We start from the raw sequence: 20,817 nt of genomic DNA on the forward strand, positions 1-20,817 counted from the left end.
TATTGTAAAATTTCTTGTACAAAATTATGGGTGACAGAAGGCTTTTACCCTTGATGTGGATCATGCATTTGGATTGATCTGGATCAAGGATTATTCAAAAAATTCTTTTTACGGATTCTGCTTACAGTTTCAGGAGCAAGACCAAGATAAGAAGCAATAAGGTTATGGGGAACTCTTTTGATCATTTCAGGATTCTTCTGTGCCAGTTGAAGATATTTTTCTTCTGCCGTATAGCTATTGGAAACAATGAGTCTGTAATCTTTCGTCACAAGACTGTTTTGATATAAAATTCTGAAATAGCGATCCATCACAGGAATTTCCAGCATCATTTTTTCATAGTTTTCCAGGGTAATCATCAGGACTTCTGTTTCTTCAATAGCATCAATATTCAGAACGGACTTCTCCTGATTGATAAAACTGTTGAAGTCTGAAATCCACCAGCCTTCGAAGGCAAACATATTGATGTGCTCGTTTCCTTTTTCATCCAGAAAATAAGATTTCAGCAGTCCTTTGCTTACAAAGGAGAGTGATTTGCAGAGATCTCCTTCCTGAAGAAGATACTGTTTTCTGCGAAGTTTTTTAAGGGTAAAAAAAGACTGAACCTGATTTTTCTGTTCGTCTGTGATATCAACCTTATTTTCGATATGGGAAAGTAGCACTTCAAACATCCAATAAATATTTCATTAAAATTACTATTTTCAAATGCATAAAAACATTATTTTTCAAAATCATAGAGGTTGATGCCTATTTCTTCATTTTTAATTTTGACAGCCTTTGTATTCAACGGATAGAAAATAAATTCTGCCGCTCCCTGAATTTTCGCCTCCAGAAGATGTCCAGCCAAAGCCGTATAATCTTCTCTTCCCAATGTAATATGAAGATGTAAAGTCAATTTTCCCTCTATTTCAGAAACATTTCCGGAAATGTTGGTGACTTCCATCTGTTCTTTGAAAGTCTTGTCTACATATTTTTTGGTTGTTGGATTAAAGAATCGTAGAGTGGCTTCACTTACAGCTCCAATTCCGGTTACTTCTCCAGCCTGGATATTTTGATCCTGAATAAAATCCGTTAAAGCTTCCACAATATTAGAATGATTATCAAGGCTCACGATGTAAATCTGATCTGTTTTTCTGGCAGACCAACGGTTTCCTTTGTAGTTCATAATCTCTGTATTTATCCTATTGTTTTCAAATAATTGATGATTCCAATCACATCATCTTCACCAAAACCTTTGTTGTGCGCATTTTGATACGTTTGAATCAAAGCTTCGGACAGAGGATAATCTGCCCCTGCATTTTTAGCGAGAAGAATGTCTTTCAGCATCAGATCAAGGGCAAATGCCGGAGCGTACTGATCCGCAATCAGCATCGGTGTTTTTACTTTGGTAGCACCGCTTCCGCTGGCACTTTCGTTGATGATTTCAAGCATATCTGATCGTTCAATTCCTAATTTTCCGGCTAATAAAACAGTTTCCGCCAGTCCCTGATAGATAGTGGACAGAAAATAATTGATAGACAGTTTTCCTGCGATTCCTTTTCCGTTTTCACCCAAATGTTTTACAGATTTTCCCATTTTCAAAAGATAAGGCATGGCGCGCTGGATGTTGTTTTCTTCACCTCCTGCCATAATGATCAGCGTTCCTTCTTTTGCAGGTAAAGTACTTCCTGCTACCGGAGCATCAATAAAAGACGCTTCTTTTATTTTGAGAGTTGCAGCGGTTTCTGTGGACGTTTCCGGAGAAATAGTACTCATATCCACAAAGAGTTTTCCCTGAATGTTTAAAGGAAGAATTTCTTTATATACTGCTTTTACAGCACTGTCGTTGGTCAGCATGGTGAATATAATATCGCTGTTTTGTACAAGGTCTTTAATTTGGGTGCAGACTGAAGACTTTTCTTCAAAATCTTTGGCTTTTTCTGATGATCTGTTATACACTGAAAGGGAAAATCCTGCTTTTTCAATGTTCTTTGCCATAGGATGGCCCATATTTCCTAATCCGATGAATCCGACTTTTTCCATTATCCTATCTTTTATTTTGTTATTAATTAAGTTTGTATGTTTTCAATCTCCTGGATGAAAAGGAGTTAGTTGAAAAGTAAATCAATGAAAGTATAAAATACGTCTGTTTTGCAGCAAAATATCGACCAAATAGGTACTTTACAAAATTAAGTTTTAATTATATTTTTAAGGATAAACTTTTAAAACCGGATAAACTTTCAGAAATTTGCAGCAAATAAGAATCAATGAAGATCGTAGATATAGAGAACTGGAACAGAAAAGAACATTTTGATTTTTTTTCTGGTATGGCAAGCCCTTATTTTGGATTTACAACCGAGGTAGACTGTACAAAAGCATATGATATTGCAAAAGAAAAAGGGTATTCATTTTTTGCCTATTATTTCCACAAATCTATGGTGGCAATCAATACTGTGGATGAGTTAAAGCTCAGAATTATTGATGGACAGGTGATACAGTTTGATACCGTTCATGCCGGCAGTACGATTGGCAGACCGGATGGTACTTTCGGTTTTTCTTTCACACCTTTCTCAGAAGATTTCGAAACATTCAATGCAGCTCTGCAGGAGGAGATAAAAGGTGTTCATGCAACTACAGGCCTTAGATTAAGTAATGAAAGGATTGGAAAGGACCACATCAGACACACCACCATTCCATGGAATTCGTTCAGTGCGATATTGCATCCAACAGATTTTAATACCACAGAATCGGTTCCTAAAATTGCTTTTGGAAGATTCAACATCCGAGAAGGGAGAAAATATCTTCCGGTGTCTATTGAAGCTCATCACGGATTGGCAGATGGAATTCATCTTTCCCGATATCTGGAAGCGTTTCAGAAAGAACTTGATCAAGAGTAAAAAAAGATATAATTCATAAAAAAGCCGGATTTACAATAAATCCGGCTTTTTTATGGATGCATCCTTATTCATTTCTGTAGTAAATATGCTGAAAACATTGATCGAGATCATAAAAAGTTAATGCAATAACCCACTACATTTACTTCGTATCAAAATAACAACGCAAATAGTGGAGAACGGGCTGATAAAAGCATTTATGATATTTTGGCTCAAAATATAACGTGGTATCTATGTGGTACACGTATTTAATAAAATTTTAATCATTTTTTCTTTCTTTGCCTGTGTAAAAATGGAAAGAAATTCATAGGTGTTATTTTTTTAACAAAATAGTTCAATAATTGTGAGCTATAAACCATAAATTGTTACGTAATATTAATTAAAACTTATAGAATTTTGAATACATAAAAATTATTTTGTTCCCGGTATTGATTCAGTAAAACACAAATTGAACAGTGAAAAAAAGACTTTGTACAGATACACAAGAGATGTGGTATCTGAAATAAGAGATGAAAAAGTATTATGAAAAATAGAACACCTGAAACTAACTTAGAGGATTTAACCCAAAAGATTCTTGTACAAGACGAAATAATGGCATTGGCCAAAGCAAATTCTCCTCGTCTCTTGAATAAATTCAGATTGGTTTATCCCGATTTTTTTAAAAAGTTATCTGATATACAGCCTTCCCTTAAAAATTCTGAACTGATCTTTTGTATTTATCTTAAGCTCAATATGACCACCAAGGAAATTGCAACCTGTATTTTTGTCACTCCAAAAGCAATACAGAACAGGAAAAACAGGATCAGGAAAAAACTGAATATTCCTTCTGAATTTGATATCTATAAATGGTTTAATGAAATTTAAACCATTTTTTTCTGCATTTATACTTCTACTATGGCTTTATCCAAATCATGGTATAAAAGAATTTTCCAATTGTTTTCTCTTGCTTCTTTTTCCCATTGAAGCCTTAACTCCATTGCTTTTCTGCCATCGAAATCACTTTTATAGGCTAAATGGTATTTTAAATAAGAAGCCTGAGGAAGATCATCAGCTCCGTAGAAAGCCGTTTCATCATTTTCTCTGATCCAGAACACCTGCATAAAAGGAGTGTGTCCACCAACTACTTCATATGAAATTTCGTCTGTGATTTGTCCACGGTTTTCATTCATCCAGATAATATTGGGAAGTTGAATCAATTTTTCTAATATATCAAAATCAAAAGAAGGATTACCTTTCTTTTCCATTGCAAAATCCAGCTCGCGTTTCTGGATATAGATCTGAGCATTTGGAAAAGCAGCTTCAAAACCATTTTCTGTAAGCTTTACAGCTCCTTCAATATGATCTTTATGAAGATGGGAAATCAATAACTTTGTGATCTGTTCAGGACGAATATTTTCCTTTTTAAGAATTTCTGAGACCACCGTTGTTCCGGACTCATTTTTCCAGCCAATCCCTGCATCCAAAAGGATATAATCATTTTCCGTAATGATAAGAAACGGTTGAACAGACATTTTGATTCCTCCGATGGTATCAAAATTTTTTTCTGTTAATAGCGTAAAATCTTTGGTTTTGCTTGCAGAAAAATTGCCTTCTTTAAGTGGAATAATTTTCATGCTGCAAATTTCCTTAATATTTCTAATATTCAAAAGGTTTTTCATCGATATATATGATCAATAAAAACAATCATAGAGGCAGAATGCTGAAATCATTCTACTTATCACAGTATTACGGATTATTCATAAGGATGTAAAAGATAAGACCGGAAAATTTCTTTTTTTAATGATTATCTTTGATCTCTTAAAAATCTGACGATCTGCTGTCAGATGACTTTCAATTCAAATAAAAACTTTATACGTAATGCAGGAGAGTTCTTCCCAGGGTATTTCCCGGACGGTCATCTGGCTTATGGCCGTTATTTCCGGGCTTGTAGTGGCCAACAATTATTATAATCAGCCTTTATTGGCACTCATCTCTGAAGAACTTCAGGTTTCTGAAAGTGCGGCAAGTAAAATTTCTGTCCTTACACAGATTGGCTATGCATTAGGATTGCTGCTGATAGTTCCGTTGGGAGATAAGTTTTTCCGCAAGAAATTAATTTTAATTGATTTGTGTCTGGTTTTCGGTTCACTTTTATGGATGACTTTTGCTACTCAGTTGTGGATGTTGTATGCTGCCAGTTTACTGATCGGAGCTACATCGGTTATTCCGCAGTTGTTTGTCCCTATTGCAGCTGAGCTTTCATCTGATAAAGAAAAATCCTCTAACATCGGATTGGTCATGTCCGGATTGTTATTGGGAATTCTTCTGTCCCGTTTTGTGGGTGGAATTGTAGGGGAAGTCTGGGGATGGAGAGCCATGTTTGGAATTGCAGCAGGACTGATGATCCTTGTTTGGTTAGCTGTTTATAAAATGCTTCCTGAGCTGTCTCCTAATTTTAAAGGAACTTATAAAGAACTAATGCGTTCTGTAGCCCAACTTGCCAAAACACAACCGATTCTTCAGCTGGCATCATTCCGTGGGGCTATGGCATTCGGGTCTATGTGTGCTTTGTTTACCACATTGGTTTTTCACATGGAGAAGCCTCCTTTTAATGCCGGATCTTCCGTAGTAGGAAGCTTTGGATTAGCAGGAGCTGTAGGTGCTTTAGCTGCAGCCAAAGTAGGAAAGCTTCAAAAGTATCTGGATATTAACAGGATTATATTGTACTCTTTATTGATTGTGATAGGAAGCTGGGGCTTTACCTATTTTGCCGGAGAAACCTATTGGGGTCTGATTGTCGGAGTGATTCTTGTAGATTTGGGAGTACAGTCGAGTCATATTATGAACCAGACCAATTATTTTTTGATAAAATCAAATGCGGTCAACAGACTGAATACCGTGTATATGGTATCTTATTTCATCGGAGGATCACTGGGAACCTGGCTGGCATCTATTGCCTGGCAAAAGGCTCAATGGACCGGGGTATGTTTCGTAGGAACAGTCTTTGGAATTCTGGCTTTGATAGCGCACATCCTGTTTTGTAAAAGAGTGAATAAAGCATAAAGGTAAAAGTATATTTGTTTTATACTTAACCTATTTTGGGCTTCGGGGGATTTTATCTGCGATAAAATCCCCCGAAGCTTTTTTATGATAATTCTTCTGCGTTTTCCTGTATCTGCATCAGTTCTCTGTGTTTTCCGCCCCATTCATCAAGTTGTTTCCAAATGGGGATCAGTTCTCTGGCAATAGCTGTCAGTTCATAGTCTACTCTTGGCGGAACTTCAGCATGGACAGTTCTTTTTACCAGGCTTTCTTTTTCAAGTTCTCTCAGCTGAAGCGTCAGCATTCTTTCCGTTATTCCTGAAATAGAGTTTCTAAGCTCACTGAAACGTAATTTTCCGTCTTTTAACTTATTTAAAATGATCAGCTTCCAACGTCCTCCGATTTTGCATACTGCATAGCTCAGATCACATCCCTGGATATATTTTTTATTGATATTATTCGTTGAATTTTCTTTGATCTTGCCCATAACTTACAAATTTGTTAGTACCATACATTTAGCCGTATACAATGCAAATGTAAGGTTTGAGATTTAATTTTGTTCATCAAAACAGAAAATAACTGCAATAGGAAGGACAATAGCGCTCAAGTTCTCAGCAGAAACAATAACAACTTAAATCAAAATACAATGCAATTAACGCCTAAAATAACACAGATTTTAAATCATTTAGAAACTATACAGCCCTTCAATCCTCAGGATTCTTTAGACGGAGCACGCAAATTTCTTGAAACCATGTCTCTTCAGCTTAGTGGGAAGAAAGAATCAGTAGCTATGATTGAAGAACTGCATATTCCACAGGATAATCATCAGATTCCTATTAGGATTTACCGTCCTAAAGGAAGAGATGTTCAACAATCACCAGCTATTATTTATATTCATGGAGGATGGTTTATTGCAGGTGGTTATGAAACACATGATGCTGTAGTCCGTAAGATAGCTAATAAAACAGGATCTGTAGTTATTTTTATAGATTATCGCCTTGCTCCCGAACATCCTTTTCCAGCAGGATTTAATGACTGTATTGATGGTGTAAAATGGGTATTTGAAAATGCAGAATCTTTAGGAATCGATCCTGATAAGGTTGGAATCATAGGTGACAGTGCCGGAGCAGCTTTATCAACGGCAGTTTCTACTCAGCTCGGAAAACAATTGAAATTTCAGACCTTGATTTACCCTGCAGTAGACAATCAATTGAACTCAAAGACCTGGGAAACTTATGAAAACGGCCCGGTTCTTAATAAACAAGGGGGTATTGAAGCCTGGGCAGGATATCTTCCGGAAGATGAGAAAGATAATCCTCTGGCAATTCCTGTTTTAATCAAAGATTTTAAAGAAACACCACCTACTTTAATCATTCTGGCTGAACATGATCCTTTACTGGATGATGGGAAACAGCTTTCTGCCAATATGGAAAATGCGGGAGTAAAACTTAAAACAAGCCTTTACAAAGATATGGTTCACGGATTTATGCACATGGGAGAACTGTTAGAAGAAGTACAGTCAGCAGTGAATGAAATGGCTGAATTTGCCCATCAAAACTTAAAATCTGAGGAATAAAGGATCATGAAGAAATATGCATACATTGGTTGTCTCGGATTTATAGCGGTTATTACAACAGAATTTGGGGTGATCGGAATTCTCCCGCAGATTGCAGAACATTATAAGATCAGTATAGACAAAGCAGGATATCTCTTGAGTGCTTTTGCTTTAATTATTGCGCTTACAGGACCTTTTATGACCTTGCTTACCTCAGGTTTTGACCGTAAGAAAATAATGCTCACTGCTATTTTCATGTTTCTGATTACAGGATTTGTGTCTTCTTTTTCGCCTCCTTTCTGGCTGCTGATGCTGGTGAGAATCTTGCCTGCATTCCTTCAGCCTGTGTATATTGCGACTGCATTATCTGTGGCGGTATCTCAGGCCGATGAACGGAAAAAGAATGAATTAATGGGAATTGTTTTTAACGGAGTAGCCATTGCCATGGTAACAACAGTACCTTTTGCGACCTGGATTGCGGGATTTTGGTCCTGGGAATATTCATTTATGATACAAACTGTGGTGAGTCTGATTGCTCTGGTAGTCATTTATTTTATGCTTCCTCCAATGCCTGTGAAAGAGAAAAAGTCTTATGGAAATCAGATCAGAATATTGAAGCAACCACCCTTTGTACTCAGTACGATGACTAATTTTTTTATGATTACAGCTTGGTTTTCTACCTACAGTTATTTTGCAGATTATCTGAACAAAGCCAAAGGAATGGATACTTCAATGGTAAGCTATATGCTTCTGTTATTTGGAATTATCGGAGTATTCGCCAATGGAGTAGCCGGAAAAATGCTGAATAGAAATGTGGCAGGTACCACCGCTATTTTTCTTTCCGGAACTATTGTAGTGCCTGTTCTTCTCTATTTTTCTGACGGAAATATATGGGCAACGATGGCTGTTATCGGAATCTGGGGATTTCTGTATTCACCTAGTTTCTTGAATGCATCTACTTACATGATTTCTTCAGCACCGGAGTCACTGGAGTTTGCTAATAGTTTGGCCACATCTTTCGGAAACCTTGGAGTCACGGTGGGAACTACCATCGGAGGATGGGTAATTGTTACAAAAGGAGTAGAATATATTCCCTGGATAGGTGTCATTTTTGGGCTTCTAGCTTTTTTGATGATGATCTTAAAAGGGGTATTAGAGAAAAGAAATCAGGTATTATCCACTTGTCAGAATTAAACTGTAATAATTTTTGTTACATTAAATAAAATAGACTATCTTTGTACTACTAATTTGAAATTGGTTTAAGCTTTTATTTTTGAACCATTAAGATTTAATGAGAGTTTAAGAGTATTGAGATGAGCTTCGCTTTAAGCTTAAAAATCGGAATGATTCATCTTAACTATACTTTATCTCTTAAATCCTTCTTAATGGTTTTAATAGATATTGAATATTTTTTGATAAGTTTAAACCGTTTCTTGATGTAAAATTAAATACAATGAAAATAGAAATCTGGTCGGACGTGATGTGTCCGTTTTGTTATATCGGAAAAAATAATTTTGAACAGGCTTTGAATAAACTTCCTTTTAAAGATGAAGTAGAAGTAGAGTGGAAGAGTTTTCAACTGGACCCAAGCTTAGATCCGAAAGAAACTCAGGATACCCTGCAATATTTCAGAGAAAAGAAAGGTTTCCCTGAAGCTCAGGCTACCCAAATGCTTGGACAGGTAACTCAAATGGGAAAAGGATCCGGAATTGATTTTAATTTTGGGAAAACTTTGATCACCAATACCTTCAGTGCCCACAAACTGCTTCATTTAGCTAAAAAGCATAACAAATCCAATGAAATGGAAGAAGCATTATTTATTGCCCATTTTATTGATGGTAAAAATGTGGGAGATACAGAAGTTCTGGTTGATCTTGCTGAAAATTTAGGAATTGATAAAGAAGAAGCAAGACAGGCGGTTCTAACAGATCAACTGGATTATGAAGTCAACCAGGATATTCAGGAGGCGAGAAACAATGGGATTTCCGGAGTTCCTTTCTTCATTTTGAATGGAAAATATGCAGTTTCCGGAGCGCAGCCTGCAGAAGTATTTGAAAATGCCCTTCAGCAAACGTATAAAGAAACCGTGAGCCCGTTTAAGGATCTTTCCGGTGAAAACGGAGCTTCCTGTGATGCAGATGGATGCAGCATCTAAGATATGAGAACCCCAAAATAAAACTATTTTGGGGTTTTTAATTAGGTATATAATTGAATATTTATATATTTGAAAGACTTCAATGAAATCCTTTAAGATTTAAGAAAATGAACATTAACATTTTTAGATATACCTCAATTATTTCTTACCTGTTCATTATTTTAATGGGACAAATGATAGGATTACCATTTATTTTTTGGCTTCTATTTACTGCTTTTGATTTCTGGAATATGGAGCAAATTTTTGCTATATTAGGGCTTTTAGGTGCTATACTTAATGTTACAAGATGGAAAAATAAAGTACCCATAACAATCTTAAGTTTTATGATGATGCTTTCACCCATTATGAGCAGGATAGTGCAAACTCCCATAGAAAAGTTTAATTATTTTGCATTCAAGATTCCTTTGTTTCTTTTTATTGTATGTTATTTAATATTTATCGTTCTTAATGCAAAAAAAGGAAAACCTGTTGTATCTTTGTAATACAGTGTAAATAGCTGTATAAATCTGATTTCTCAATGATAAAAATTAACAACGAAAGTCATTATTCAATAGATGATACCCTTTTTGTTTTTGCATTAGATTCCGAAGCAGGAACCGTTTTTGACGATAAAAACAAATTAATTACCGGCATCGGAAAAGTAAATGCAGCGATTGAATTAACCAAAGAAATTCATACAAGAAAACCTAAACTGATCGTGAATTTAGGTTCTGCTGGAAGTAAAGGATTTCACAAAGGAGAAGTGGTATGCTGTACAAAATTCATCCAGAGAGATATGGATGTAAGAGGATTAGGGTTTCAATTGTATGAAACACCATTATCCGGAGTACCGCCTGTATTGGAATACGGTCTTAAAATGGATACCCTGAAAGAAGGTGTCTGTGGAAGTGGTGACAGTTTTGAAATGAACCACTCTGAAACTGATTATAATATTGTAGATATGGAAGCTTATCCATTAGCATTGATTGCTCAAAAGGAAAACATTCCGTTTCTATGTTTAAAATATATCTCCGATGATGCCGGAAGTGATGCGGCAGACGACTGGAGTGTACAGGTTCACCTGGCTTCTGAAGCTTTTAAGAAAATACTCTTTTCATAACATTTAATCTTACCATCATGAGCTCAATCATTATTAACAAAGCCTCGGCTGAAGACGTAGAAATTGTACAAAGTTTGGGAATACAGACGTTTTCTGAAACTTTTGCAGAAGATAATACAGAGGAGGCCATGAAAAAGTATCTGGAGGAAAGTTTCAATACTGAAAAAATAAAATCTGAGCTCAATAATCCTGATTCTCATTTCTATATTGCCTGGGAAGAAGACCATCCGGTGGGATATCTGAAGGTAAATACAGGAAATGCTCAGACAGAACTTCAGGATGATACCAGTCTTGAAATTGAGAGAATCTACGTGAAGAAAAGCCATCATGGTAAAAAAGTAGGACAGCTGCTGTATGATCAGGCTTTGGAAACGGCTCAGCAACTCAAGAAATCCTATCTGTGGCTGGGAGTTTGGGAGGAAAATCTGAGAGCTTTACAATTTTACAGAAAAAACGGATTTGTGGAGTTTGATAAGCATATTTTCAGGCTTGGGGAAGAAGAACAGACAGATCTAATGATGAAAAAAATGTTGGACTAATTTTTGCCCACAGATAACACAGATTTTCACAGATAATGATGTCTACCAAAATGAACCATTCAGAATTTGTAAAACATATTAATCAGTATTATCCTTTATCCGAAGAAACAATTCAGGATTTATTGGATATCTGTATGGAAGAATATTATCATAAAAATGATCTTCTCTTGGAATCCGGATCCATGGCTAGATATTATTATTTCATCAAATCCGGACTGATCGGGTATTATACCGTGGATGAAGAGGGAAACAATATTTACAAAATTTTCTTTGAAGAAAACAGTTTTGTAGCTTCCACAGCAGCGATTATTAAAAATGAACCCAGCGATTTCAATATCATAGCACTGGAAGACTGCTCAGTAATACAATACCCTGCAAAAGCCTACCGTGAATTGCTGGAAAAGCACCATGACCTGGCTCTTTTTCATCTCTATTATCTGGAGAAAAACTGGGTGGTAAAAAAAGAACCATTGGAAGTCTCCCTGAAATATGAAACTGCAAAAAAACGATATTTACAGTTACTGGGAAACCCATCTTTATATAACAGACTGAAACAGCATCACATTGCTTCTTATCTTGGAATAACACCTACACAATTAAGCCGGATCAAAAAGGAAATAAATACTGATTAAATTTTTCAAATATTTTTAAGGATCAGTTATGAAATGATTTATTTCATGTTACTGGGATATATTTTATTATTATGTTAAATTTGTGCTATATCACAATTAAGAGATATAAAAAAAATAAACCCAAATCATGAAACTACACCACACGTATTTCTATCATCCTGAGTTTGTAGAGAATAATGCTACTGTTATTGAGCGCTTTGAACTTCAGGAAATTTCAATGCAAAAAATCCAGAATGCTTTAGGCAGGGAAGACCGTTTTATTGTTGCGGAGAATTCTTTTGAAACTTCACTTTCCATGGGAATAGAAGCGGCAAGAGGAGTTCTTCATGAAAGTAATATTTCTATTCTCGATATCGATATTATTATTTTTGTGAGCAGCTCTCCAGAACATCATATTCCCTGTGATGCTATCCATATCCATGATGCATTAGAGGGAAAACCTGATACTTTATGTTATGATATTAATGCCAACTGTATTGGAGGGTTTATAGCACTGGATCAGGTATCAAAATACTTAAAAGGAACTGGCAAAGGGACAAATGCTTTAGTCGTTTGTGCTGAAAAATTTTCAACGATATTAGACCCTGATAACCCAACCACAGCTTTTTGTCTTTCAGATTCCGCTTTTGCCTTCATCGTAGAAAATGACGGGGATTCTGCCTCAGGATTAATAGACGTATTGTATCATACAGACAGTAGCTTCTGCAATACCGTACTCTATCCGCCTAAAGGAAGCTCGGATCATCGTCATGGTGATCTGGCAACCTGGGACCGTATTTTTGACGGAATGGGAAGTGTCAATTTTGCGGTGGATAATATCAGACAGTTTTTAAAACGGAATCAGATCAACCTGGAACAGATTGATTTGTTTTTATTTTCACAATTTTCCATAAAGAATATCAATATGATCCGGGGTTATTTTCAGCTGCCAGAGGAAAAAATTCCTTTTTACTCTAAAGAACTGGGATATACCGGAGCTTCCAGTCCATTTTTAGCTTTACACAAATATCAAAAAGAAGTAAAGCGTTTGAAAAAAGGAGATTATATTCTCATATGGACGCTGGGAACAGGTTATCAGGCAGGGTTAATGCTTTGGAGATACTAATGATCACCATTTTGCAAATTGATCCCATAGTATTAAAACAAAATAAATTAACAAAAGCTTCAACATATGTTGAGGCTTTTCTCTTTTTTCTACCGCAATTTTGTCCTGTCAAAAGGTCATTGGTACGCTATGTGTTCTGTTATTTAGAGACCTGTGATGATCATTAATTAAACATTTTTCAACATGAAGAAGCTTATCAACATTGTATTTGTACTGACTGCCTGTATTCAGTTATCAGCACAAAAGATTATTCATCAGGAAATTTTCAGTCCTAAAATGAATAAGAAAATCAAAACAGTAATTATTACCCCCAATCTTCAGCCTAATACAACCTATCCGTCTGTTTATATCCTCCATGGTTTCAGTGGAAATCCGGACAGAATCATTAAGCAGGACATTCCGGATCTGGTAAAAAAAGCACAGGAATTGAAAACGATCTATGTGCTTCCGGATGGGAATTACAGTTCGTGGTATGTAGATAGCCCAATCGTTAAAGACTCACAATACCAAACCTTTATCGGAAAAGAACTGGTTGAATTTATTGATAAAAATTATCCTGTGAAAGCAGAAAAGAAATTCCGTGGAATTCTGGGATGGAGTATGGGAGGCTATGGCGCAACCAATATCGGAGTGACTTATAATAAGACATTTGGTATCTTAGGAAGTTCTTGTGGAGCGTTGGATTTTAACTCTTTCGGAGAAGGGTATCAGAAATATATGGTGAATAAAGTACTGGGACCTTTGGAATCTATCAATCCAAATTTCCTTACTGACAGCAAAATAAAGGTAATGGCAGGAGCCGGACAGCAATATATTTTCGATTGTGGAACAGAAGATACCCAAATGATCAATATGAACAGAAATTTTCATAAAAAACTGACAGAAATGAAAATCCAGCATCTCTATACCGAATCTTTGGGAGGACATGTTACCGAATATTGGAGCAGATCATTATCTGAACAATTGTCTTTGTTTGACAGGTTTTTTAAACAGTAAAATAGCTAAAGGTAATTTTTAGGTTTTGGCTAAAGCCTAATAATCAAATACAATAAAACAAGCGGGCTAAAGCCCGCTTCTATTGATATAAAACCAGTCTGAAATTTTTTGAAATAATAATTAGGATCATAAAACATTGAATGTTTTAAATATTCAATAGGAATGGGCTTTAGCCCGTTTTAATAAATAAATATAAATTCCGATGGCTTTAGCCAAAACTTAAAATCAAATAAAAAAATCCCTTTTGAGCTATGCCCAAAAAGGATTTACTATTGATTGATGTTCAAAAATGCTAACTAAACTGCATTTTAAAAGTGTTGAAAGTTTTTACCCAAATGTTCCTCTATCACAAAGAACGGATCTTCTGTAAGCGTGTGCGCTCTCATATCAATAAGGCTCACTTTACTCATCATACGAAGCATGATTCTTCTTTCGCACGGCTGTTCTATACCGTCAATATTTCGTACTCCCGCACGGAAAGCCGATCTTCCGTGAGCACATAAATGATTATTTACCAGAATAACATCTCCTGCCTGAGGCGTAAATCCTGAGTAAATCAAATGTCTTGCTTCTTCCCAGAACTCATGAAGTGTATTCTGTGCTTCATCAGATTGTCTTATACTCGAATTGAAAAGCTGCTCGGCAGCATCAAATCTCATAAACGGAAGACTATAATTACCATATAATACAGAATCTAATGTTTCTTCTTCATTTTCTGCCGTTTCCAGATTGGCATCCTTCGGGATTTTATAAATACGATCAAAAAGAGGTCTGTAATTGTCCCCGATAGACTCATGAGAACGGATAGAGTAAAGGGTAGAAGGAACCTGCTCCTCATTTCTTACATACATAAAGCTTAAATAGTCAGCCTGATGTTTCAGAAAAGCATCTTCAGTGTGTACATATAAATCTGTTGAAGACCCTGATCCTGTTTGTGTTTCCTTCATTTTTTCATCAGGAATGATGGCATGAATCAGTCCACCGCCTTTACGCTGTGAATAATATTGTACAGGTTTTGAAGGAAGTGCCCCGTGAATAAGTGCACATGCAAAACCATATAAATTAAATTTTGAATAATCTGCCGCCTGCCAATTCGGAGGGGTAGAGCCTATATCCTCCTGATCGATATCCATTAATCCTGTAAAGATCAGGGCACCATACTGATTTTTTGAAAAGTCACTCGCAAAATCAGCCGCTATGTTTAAAATTCTCTCCGGTAAGAAATAAGACGCCAGCTGATGTACATGCTTTATAAAATCACGGTTTTCATAATTGTCATACTTTTTCTGAAGATGCAGAGCTGCATCTTTTATCATTCTTCTTTCCTGAGAGGTGACTTCTATGACCGTAGGAAGCAGTTTTACCGCTGTTAAACAGTCTTTATCTAAAATTTCTGTAGAATTCATTAAAAAAAATTTGGTGTTAAGTAATAATTTTTATCTTTGTTTTTAATTATTCTAAATAACAATAGCTGGTTCAAATTTAGTAATAATTACGTAATCACCAAATAAAATATAATAAAAAATGTAAAATTTAAAAACCTGACTATCAGATATATATAATCGTATATCGAAAAAACCACAACAACTCACAGATTTAAAAAATCACATTACAAAACTTTTATGAACAACAATTTAATATCCCTAGAAGAGCTCGCAAGCACCACTTCACCTCACATTTCGGGGAATTTTGGGAATATTTTTCATCCTGACAATTATGATCATTATCGTAATGCTGTCAACAGTACTTTAGACCTGGTTCAGGAATTTCTTCACAGAAACAACAAGCCTTTCAGTGGTATAGAAGCCAAAACAATGAAAGGAATGGTACAACAGATCGACCTTAATCAAAAACTTTCCAATTATAATGAGCTTCTTGCAGAAGTAGATGATATATATGTGAAACATGCCACCGCTTTTCACCTTCCACAATATGTAGCTCACCTTAACTGTCCTGTAGTAATCCCGGCATTGGCAGGAGAAATTCTTGTAAGTGCCATCAATTCTTCACAAGATACTTATGATCAGAGCGCCGGAGGAACTTTTATGGAAAGAAAACTGATCGACTGGACTGCCGGTCAGATCGGATATAATACGAATGAAAGCGACGGTGTTTTCACCGCAGGAGGCTCACAGAGTAATTTAATGGGATTGGTCATGATGCGTGACTGTTTTTCTCAGAAAAGATACAACCACAATATAAAGATGGATGGTCTGCCAGCGGAGGCAAGCCGTTTCAGAATATTTGTTTCAGATAAATCTCACTTCAGCAATCTGAAAAACGCATCCATTATGGGACTGGGTGAGAAAAGTATTGTTAAAGTTCCTACGGATGACCGTTTCCGTATGGATATTTCTCTTTTGAAAAAGTATATCAAGAGAGAAGAACAGTTAGGAAATATTCCTATTGGTATTGTAGCAACGGCAGGAACTACAGATTTTGGAAATATCGATCCACTGGATGATATCGCCAATATTGCAGAACATTATAACATCTGGATGCACGTAGATGCCGCTTACGGTTGTGCTTTATTATTAAGTGAAAAATACCGTGACCTGATCAATGGTATTGAAAGAGCAGACTCCGTAACGATTGATTATCACAAATCATTCTTCCAGCCTATCAGCAGCAGTGCTTTCATTGTTAAAAATAAAAAAGAGCTGTTGATTCTTAAACATCACGCCGATTATCTGAATCCTAAAGAAATGGACGAAGAAGAAATTCCGGCACAGATCAATAAATCCATTACTCAGAGTACGAGAAGATTTGATGCCTTAAAACTTTGGTTTACCATAAGAATGATGGGTAAAGAACAGTTGGCAGAATACACAGATACTGTGATTGATCTTACCAAAGATGCAGCTGCAATGATTACGGAAGATGCAGATTTTGAACTTCTTTCAGATTCTGACTTAAGTGTTCTTGTTTTCAGATATATCAATCCGGAAATCAGTGATCTGAATGCTCTGAATCAATACATCAAGATGAAACTGTTCTACAGTGGAGAAATCCTTGTAGCAAGTACAAAAGTGGACGGGAACTTCTATCTGAAGTTTACGTTCCTGAACCCGATTACGACAACAGAAGACATTCATCAAATTCTCACCACAATCAAAAATCATGGAAAAGACTTTAATTCAGAAAAATAGAACGGGAGAAAAAGCCAAAGAAATTACTTTCAGAATTCTGTTGAACGGAATGCTGAGAGAACTGGGAAACGGAAAATTCTATCAGGGTGTTCCGAAATATGATCTTCTGACAGCAAAGGCTCTTCAGAACAGTGATTATTCATTGTTTATGAGATTTGAAATGAAGAAAAGCGGACTGTTTTTATTTGCTCCGGTTTCTTATCGTTCTGAAACTCTTTTTCATGAATACGGACCTGTTTTGTGGGCGGTAGATCATCAAAATCAGGAAGTTTTTGAAGTGAATGATCAAAAGCTTACTGAACTGGTTTACACAGAACTTTCTGAGACTACCAACGAAACGGGTTTCAGAAACTTTGTGGAAAGAATTCAAAGCAGCTTAAGAAATCTGGAACTGACTACAGAAGCCTGTCTTCAGGATGATCAGTTGTTGACCTATTCTTTTCTTGAATCAGAGCAAATGCTTCCTGCCGGACACAATCTGCATCCTTTCACCAAATCAAGAATGGGATTCTCTGAGGAAGAACAGCTTTTATACGGTCCCGAATTCGGAAAAGGATTTCAGCTGGATTATTTCCTGATTCATAAGGACTGCATCACGGAAAAATCTCTTCCAGGAATTTCTGCAAAGGAAATCTTTGAAAAATGGACTTCACTGCCAGAAAGCTACGATTTTGAAAACATAAATGATTTTTATATAGTTCCATGCCATCCATGGGAGGCACAATATCTTTTATCAACAGCAGAATACCCTGAAATGCTGGGTTCCGGGAAAATTATTCACATCGGGCCATTGGGTGAGGATTTTTATGCAACATCTTCCATAAGAACGGTATACAATCCTGATTTCAGCTGGATGTTGAAATTTTCTCTGCATGTTTTAATGACAGGCTCTGTGAGAACAAACAGCTTAAAAGATCTCAACAGAGGTTATGCTTCGGCAATCTGGTGGCAGCATCAAAAAGCTTCGTTTGAACAAAACTTCCCGAATTTTAAATTATTACTGGAACCTTCCACGTTAAGCGTTCATTATGGGGGAAAGAATATGGACAGTCTGAATATACTGCTCCGCGAAAATCCTTTTTCCAATGAAGATAAAGTCATTCTGTTAGCAAGACTTTGTCAGGATGAATCTACGGACGGGTTCAATTTTACGACGCATTTCTTTAAAAATGTTGCGAATCAATTAGGGGTAGATGCTGAAAAAGCAGCGATTATCTGGTTTGAAAAGTATGTAAACCTACTGCTTTCTCCTTTAAACAGATTGTACAATCAATTAGGCATGGCTCCTGAAGTTCATCAGCAAAACTTACTTGTTCAATTGGATAATCAACTTCTTCCTGAGTCTATTTATGTAAGAGACGGACAAGGATATCTGATCAAAGAAAGCTTTAAAGAAAAATATGAATCTCTGATCAAAGATTATCCTGAAGTAGATGATCTTTTCATCAGGGACGAGCGTCTTCTGGACATTATTTCTCATCATCTTTTGGTAAGTAATCTGAGTGCATTGATTGCTTCAATAGGCAAAACAGGATTGGTGAAAGAAAGAAGATTAATCCATATTCTGTACAGAGAGTTTGAAAATCTTCACGAAACTGAACCTTCATCATTAACGGAGTATGCTTTGAATCAAAGATATTGGGCAGTAAAATCAAACCTTCAGTCGGCGGTTGCTGATGTAGACGGCGGCGTGAATGCTTCTTCAATTTCATATGCTAAAGTTCCGAATCTTCTTCACAAACATTTCTTCTCGGATCAGCTAATCAATCCACAGGGAACAGAAGTTTTCTTTAAAAGGTATTTCCAGAAAGAAGACGTGACGATGAGTATACGTCCTATAGATCTTGAAAATGACCTTGAAATGCTTCATGAGTGGTTCAACCGTGAACATGCTGTAAAAATCTGGCAGATGAACTGGCCTATTGATGAGCTGGAAACGTACTACAGACTGATGCTTCCAAGTGATGAAGCGCACAGTTATATCATCGCAGGAAACGATGAACCTTCATGTAATATTGAGGTGTATTGGGCTTGTAGAGATATCGTAGGCGATTATTACGAAGTGCTGCCTACCGATTACGGAACACATCAGTTTATTGCACCTATTGATCCTAAAAAGAAATTTGTATCTCCATCCACTCAATCTATGGTTGACTATGTTTTTGCACAGCCACAGGTAGGAAAAATGGTAGGCGAAGGATCTGTAGACTCACTTGCGTCTATGATGAACAAAGCCCATGTAGGCTTCAAAGTAGATAAAGTAATAGAAATGCCTCATAAAAAAGCCAATCTGAACTTCTGTTACAGAGAATGGTACTGGGAAAAATTCCCACAGAATAAAGAGGTACAAATCACCACAAACATCACAAAAAATGACTAACGAAGCCGTATACAATGTAATAGGCATAGGTATAGGCCCTTTTAATCTGGGACTTGCCGCATTATCTAATCCGATTTCGGAACTGAAAACCCTTTTCCTGGACCAGAGAGATGGTTTCGACTGGCACCCGGGACTGATGATTGACCATGTAACCCTGCAGACTCCATTTTTATGTGACTGCGTTTCCATGGCTGATCCTACCAGTCCTTTGAGCCTTTTGAATTATCTGAAAGAAACCGGAAGACTCTATAAGTTTTTTATCAGAGAAGATTTTTTCATTCCGAGAAAAGAATACAACCGTTACTGTCAATGGGTGATTGAACAGCTTCCACAATGCCGTTTCTCTACTCAGGTAGTGGATATTACTTATGAAGATGGTTTATATCATGTAACGACTATTCACACCAAAACCAAAGAAACTATGGTTTTCAAAACGGAAAGACTGATTTTAGGAACGGGAACACAACCTCATATTCCTTCTTTCATTCCGAAAGATGATTCCCGTGTTATTCATACAAGTTCTTATCTGTACAGAAAAGAAGAGCTTTTATCTCAGGGTAAAAAAATAGCGATTATTGGTTCTGGCCAGAGTTCCGCAGAAGTTTTTTATGACCTTCTTCAAAACAGAAATGAAGAGACACAACTGGGATGGTATTCCCGTCCGGACAGATTTTTCCCTATGGAATATTCTAAGCTGACCCTGGAGCTTACTTCTCCTGATTATGTAGAATATTTCTATAACAGAAGTGAGTCTGCAAGGAAAACCATTTTAAGTAAACAGCAAGCGCAGTTTAAAGGAATCAATTACGATCTGATCAATGATATCTACGATTTCATTTACGATCTGAATATCGATAATGCTGATCCTAATCTTAAAATTATTCCTAACAGTCAGCTGAATAGAGTAGACAACAGCAATCCGGATTTCATCAATCTTGAGTTTACCCAACTGGAGCAGGAAGTACCTTATGATCAGGAAGCTGATTATCTGATTTTGGGAACAGGATACCGTTACCATGAGCCTGCATTCTTAAAGAATATTCAGGATAGAATCAAGAGAGATTCTAGTGGATTGTTTGATGTTAACAGAAATTATTCAATAGATCACAACGGAGGCGAAATCTATGTGCTTCATGCTGAAGTTCATACCCACAGCTATATTTCTACAGACCTTGGAATGGCTGCTTACCGTAATTCCTACATCATCAATGACATTCTGGGAAGAGAGCATTATAAAATTGAAAAGAAAATTGCTTTCCAGGATTTCGATGTGGAAAAATATGCTGATTTACCAACTGCCAAAATTTAATCAAAAA

At 36.4% G+C, this 20,817-nt stretch carries 21 protein-coding genes; 15 read left to right on the plus strand and 6 right to left on the minus strand.

Annotated features, from left to right (window positions below; genetic code table 11):
* Positions 1–83: 83 nt before the first annotated feature.
* From ACMA47_RS16595 to ACMA47_RS16605, 3 genes are read right to left on the minus strand one after another with little or no spacing between them, the layout of a single operon-like run.
* Positions 84–668, minus strand: coding sequence for a Crp/Fnr family transcriptional regulator (locus ACMA47_RS16595; protein WP_413930659.1), 585 nt, complete (start codon positions 666–668; stop codon positions 84–86).
* Positions 669–715: 47 nt separating this feature from the next.
* The gene (locus tag ACMA47_RS16600; RefSeq protein WP_413930660.1) at positions 716–1,162 is read right to left on the minus strand and encodes a PPC domain-containing DNA-binding protein; all 447 of its coding nucleotides are present in this window, start codon (positions 1,160–1,162) and stop codon (positions 716–718) included.
* A gap of 11 nt (positions 1,163–1,173) precedes the next feature.
* Positions 1,174–2,046 carry an NAD(P)-dependent oxidoreductase gene (locus ACMA47_RS16605; protein ID WP_413930742.1) on the minus strand — a complete coding sequence of 291 codons (873 nt, stop codon included), beginning with the start codon at positions 2,044–2,046 and terminating at the stop codon, positions 1,174–1,176.
* 197 nt (positions 2,047–2,243) lie between these two features.
* On the opposite strand from ACMA47_RS16605, the gene ACMA47_RS16610 reads away from it, so the two are divergent.
* Complete coding sequence (locus ACMA47_RS16610; RefSeq protein WP_413930661.1) at positions 2,244–2,873, plus strand: CatA-like O-acetyltransferase; 630 nt, start codon at positions 2,244–2,246, stop codon at positions 2,871–2,873.
* 519 nt (positions 2,874–3,392) lie between these two features.
* Positions 3,393–3,734, plus strand: a complete 342-nt coding sequence (locus tag ACMA47_RS16615) for a helix-turn-helix transcriptional regulator (protein ID WP_413930662.1) — start codon at positions 3,393–3,395, stop codon at positions 3,732–3,734.
* A 17-nt stretch (positions 3,735–3,751) separates the two neighbouring features.
* Here the strand turns inward: ACMA47_RS16615 and ACMA47_RS16620 are convergent, their stop codons facing one another.
* Positions 3,752–4,483 (minus strand): MBL fold metallo-hydrolase, encoded by a 732-nt coding sequence (locus tag ACMA47_RS16620; RefSeq protein WP_413930663.1) that lies wholly within the window; start codon positions 4,481–4,483, stop codon positions 3,752–3,754.
* Between the two features lie 244 nt (positions 4,484–4,727).
* On the opposite strand from ACMA47_RS16620, the gene ACMA47_RS16625 reads away from it, so the two are divergent.
* A complete protein-coding gene (locus tag ACMA47_RS16625; protein ID WP_413930664.1) occupies positions 4,728–5,912 on the plus strand; it encodes an MFS transporter in 1,185 nt (394 codons plus the stop codon).
* A gap of 82 nt (positions 5,913–5,994) precedes the next feature.
* On the opposite strand, the gene ACMA47_RS16630 is transcribed toward ACMA47_RS16625, so the two are convergent.
* Positions 5,995–6,378 carry a winged helix-turn-helix transcriptional regulator gene (locus ACMA47_RS16630; protein ID WP_413930665.1) on the minus strand — a complete coding sequence of 128 codons (384 nt, stop codon included), beginning with the start codon at positions 6,376–6,378 and terminating at the stop codon, positions 5,995–5,997.
* A gap of 159 nt (positions 6,379–6,537) precedes the next feature.
* On the opposite strand from ACMA47_RS16630, the gene ACMA47_RS16635 reads away from it, so the two are divergent.
* From ACMA47_RS16635 to ACMA47_RS16675, 9 genes are all read left to right on the plus strand, one after another.
* Positions 6,538–7,467, plus strand: a complete 930-nt coding sequence (locus ACMA47_RS16635) for an alpha/beta hydrolase (protein WP_413930666.1) — start codon at positions 6,538–6,540, stop codon at positions 7,465–7,467.
* A 6-nt stretch (positions 7,468–7,473) separates the two neighbouring features.
* On the plus strand, positions 7,474–8,640 hold the full coding sequence (locus ACMA47_RS16640; protein WP_413930667.1) for an MFS transporter: 1,167 nt from the start codon (positions 7,474–7,476) through the stop codon (positions 8,638–8,640).
* Between the two features lie 259 nt (positions 8,641–8,899).
* Positions 8,900–9,601, plus strand: a complete 702-nt coding sequence (locus tag ACMA47_RS16645) for a DsbA family oxidoreductase (protein WP_413930668.1) — start codon at positions 8,900–8,902, stop codon at positions 9,599–9,601.
* A 107-nt stretch (positions 9,602–9,708) separates the two neighbouring features.
* Positions 9,709–10,083 carry a hypothetical protein gene (locus ACMA47_RS16650; protein WP_413930669.1) on the plus strand — a complete coding sequence of 125 codons (375 nt, stop codon included), beginning with the start codon at positions 9,709–9,711 and terminating at the stop codon, positions 10,081–10,083.
* Between the two features lie 35 nt (positions 10,084–10,118).
* Complete coding sequence (locus tag ACMA47_RS16655) at positions 10,119–10,700, plus strand: nucleosidase (protein ID WP_253316018.1); 582 nt, start codon at positions 10,119–10,121, stop codon at positions 10,698–10,700.
* Between the two features lie 17 nt (positions 10,701–10,717).
* Complete coding sequence (locus ACMA47_RS16660) at positions 10,718–11,239, plus strand: N-acetyltransferase family protein (RefSeq protein ID WP_413930670.1); 522 nt, start codon at positions 10,718–10,720, stop codon at positions 11,237–11,239.
* Positions 11,240–11,289: 50 nt separating this feature from the next.
* Positions 11,290–11,871 (plus strand): Crp/Fnr family transcriptional regulator, encoded by a 582-nt coding sequence (locus tag ACMA47_RS16665; RefSeq protein WP_413930671.1) that lies wholly within the window; start codon positions 11,290–11,292, stop codon positions 11,869–11,871.
* Positions 11,872–11,998: 127 nt separating this feature from the next.
* A complete protein-coding gene (locus ACMA47_RS16670; protein ID WP_413930672.1) occupies positions 11,999–12,976 on the plus strand; it encodes a 3-oxoacyl-[acyl-carrier-protein] synthase III C-terminal domain-containing protein in 978 nt (325 codons plus the stop codon).
* A gap of 183 nt (positions 12,977–13,159) precedes the next feature.
* Positions 13,160–13,972, plus strand: a complete 813-nt coding sequence (locus ACMA47_RS16675; RefSeq protein WP_413930673.1) for an alpha/beta hydrolase — start codon at positions 13,160–13,162, stop codon at positions 13,970–13,972.
* Between the two features lie 308 nt (positions 13,973–14,280).
* Here the strand turns inward: ACMA47_RS16675 and ACMA47_RS16680 are convergent, their stop codons facing one another.
* A complete protein-coding gene (locus tag ACMA47_RS16680) occupies positions 14,281–15,378 on the minus strand; it encodes a TauD/TfdA family dioxygenase (protein WP_034698140.1) in 1,098 nt (365 codons plus the stop codon).
* A gap of 216 nt (positions 15,379–15,594) precedes the next feature.
* On the opposite strand from ACMA47_RS16680, the gene ACMA47_RS16685 reads away from it, so the two are divergent.
* From ACMA47_RS16685 to ACMA47_RS16695, 3 genes are read left to right on the plus strand one after another with little or no spacing between them, the layout of a single operon-like run.
* On the plus strand, positions 15,595–17,121 hold the full coding sequence (locus tag ACMA47_RS16685; RefSeq protein WP_413930674.1) for a pyridoxal phosphate-dependent decarboxylase family protein: 1,527 nt from the start codon (positions 15,595–15,597) through the stop codon (positions 17,119–17,121).
* Positions 17,093–19,501 (plus strand): GNAT family N-acetyltransferase, encoded by a 2,409-nt coding sequence (locus ACMA47_RS16690; protein WP_413930675.1) that lies wholly within the window; start codon positions 17,093–17,095, stop codon positions 19,499–19,501. Before ACMA47_RS16685 ends, ACMA47_RS16690 begins: the two co-directional genes overlap by 29 nt.
* Positions 19,494–20,810 (plus strand): lysine N(6)-hydroxylase/L-ornithine N(5)-oxygenase family protein, encoded by a 1,317-nt coding sequence (locus ACMA47_RS16695; protein ID WP_413930676.1) that lies wholly within the window; start codon positions 19,494–19,496, stop codon positions 20,808–20,810. Before ACMA47_RS16690 ends, ACMA47_RS16695 begins: the two co-directional genes overlap by 8 nt.
* The last annotated feature ends 7 nt before the right edge of the window (positions 20,811–20,817 follow it).

It is taken from the genome of Chryseobacterium sp. T20, from assembly GCF_047345655.1.
Lineage (GTDB): Bacteria > Bacteroidota > Bacteroidia > Flavobacteriales > Weeksellaceae > Chryseobacterium.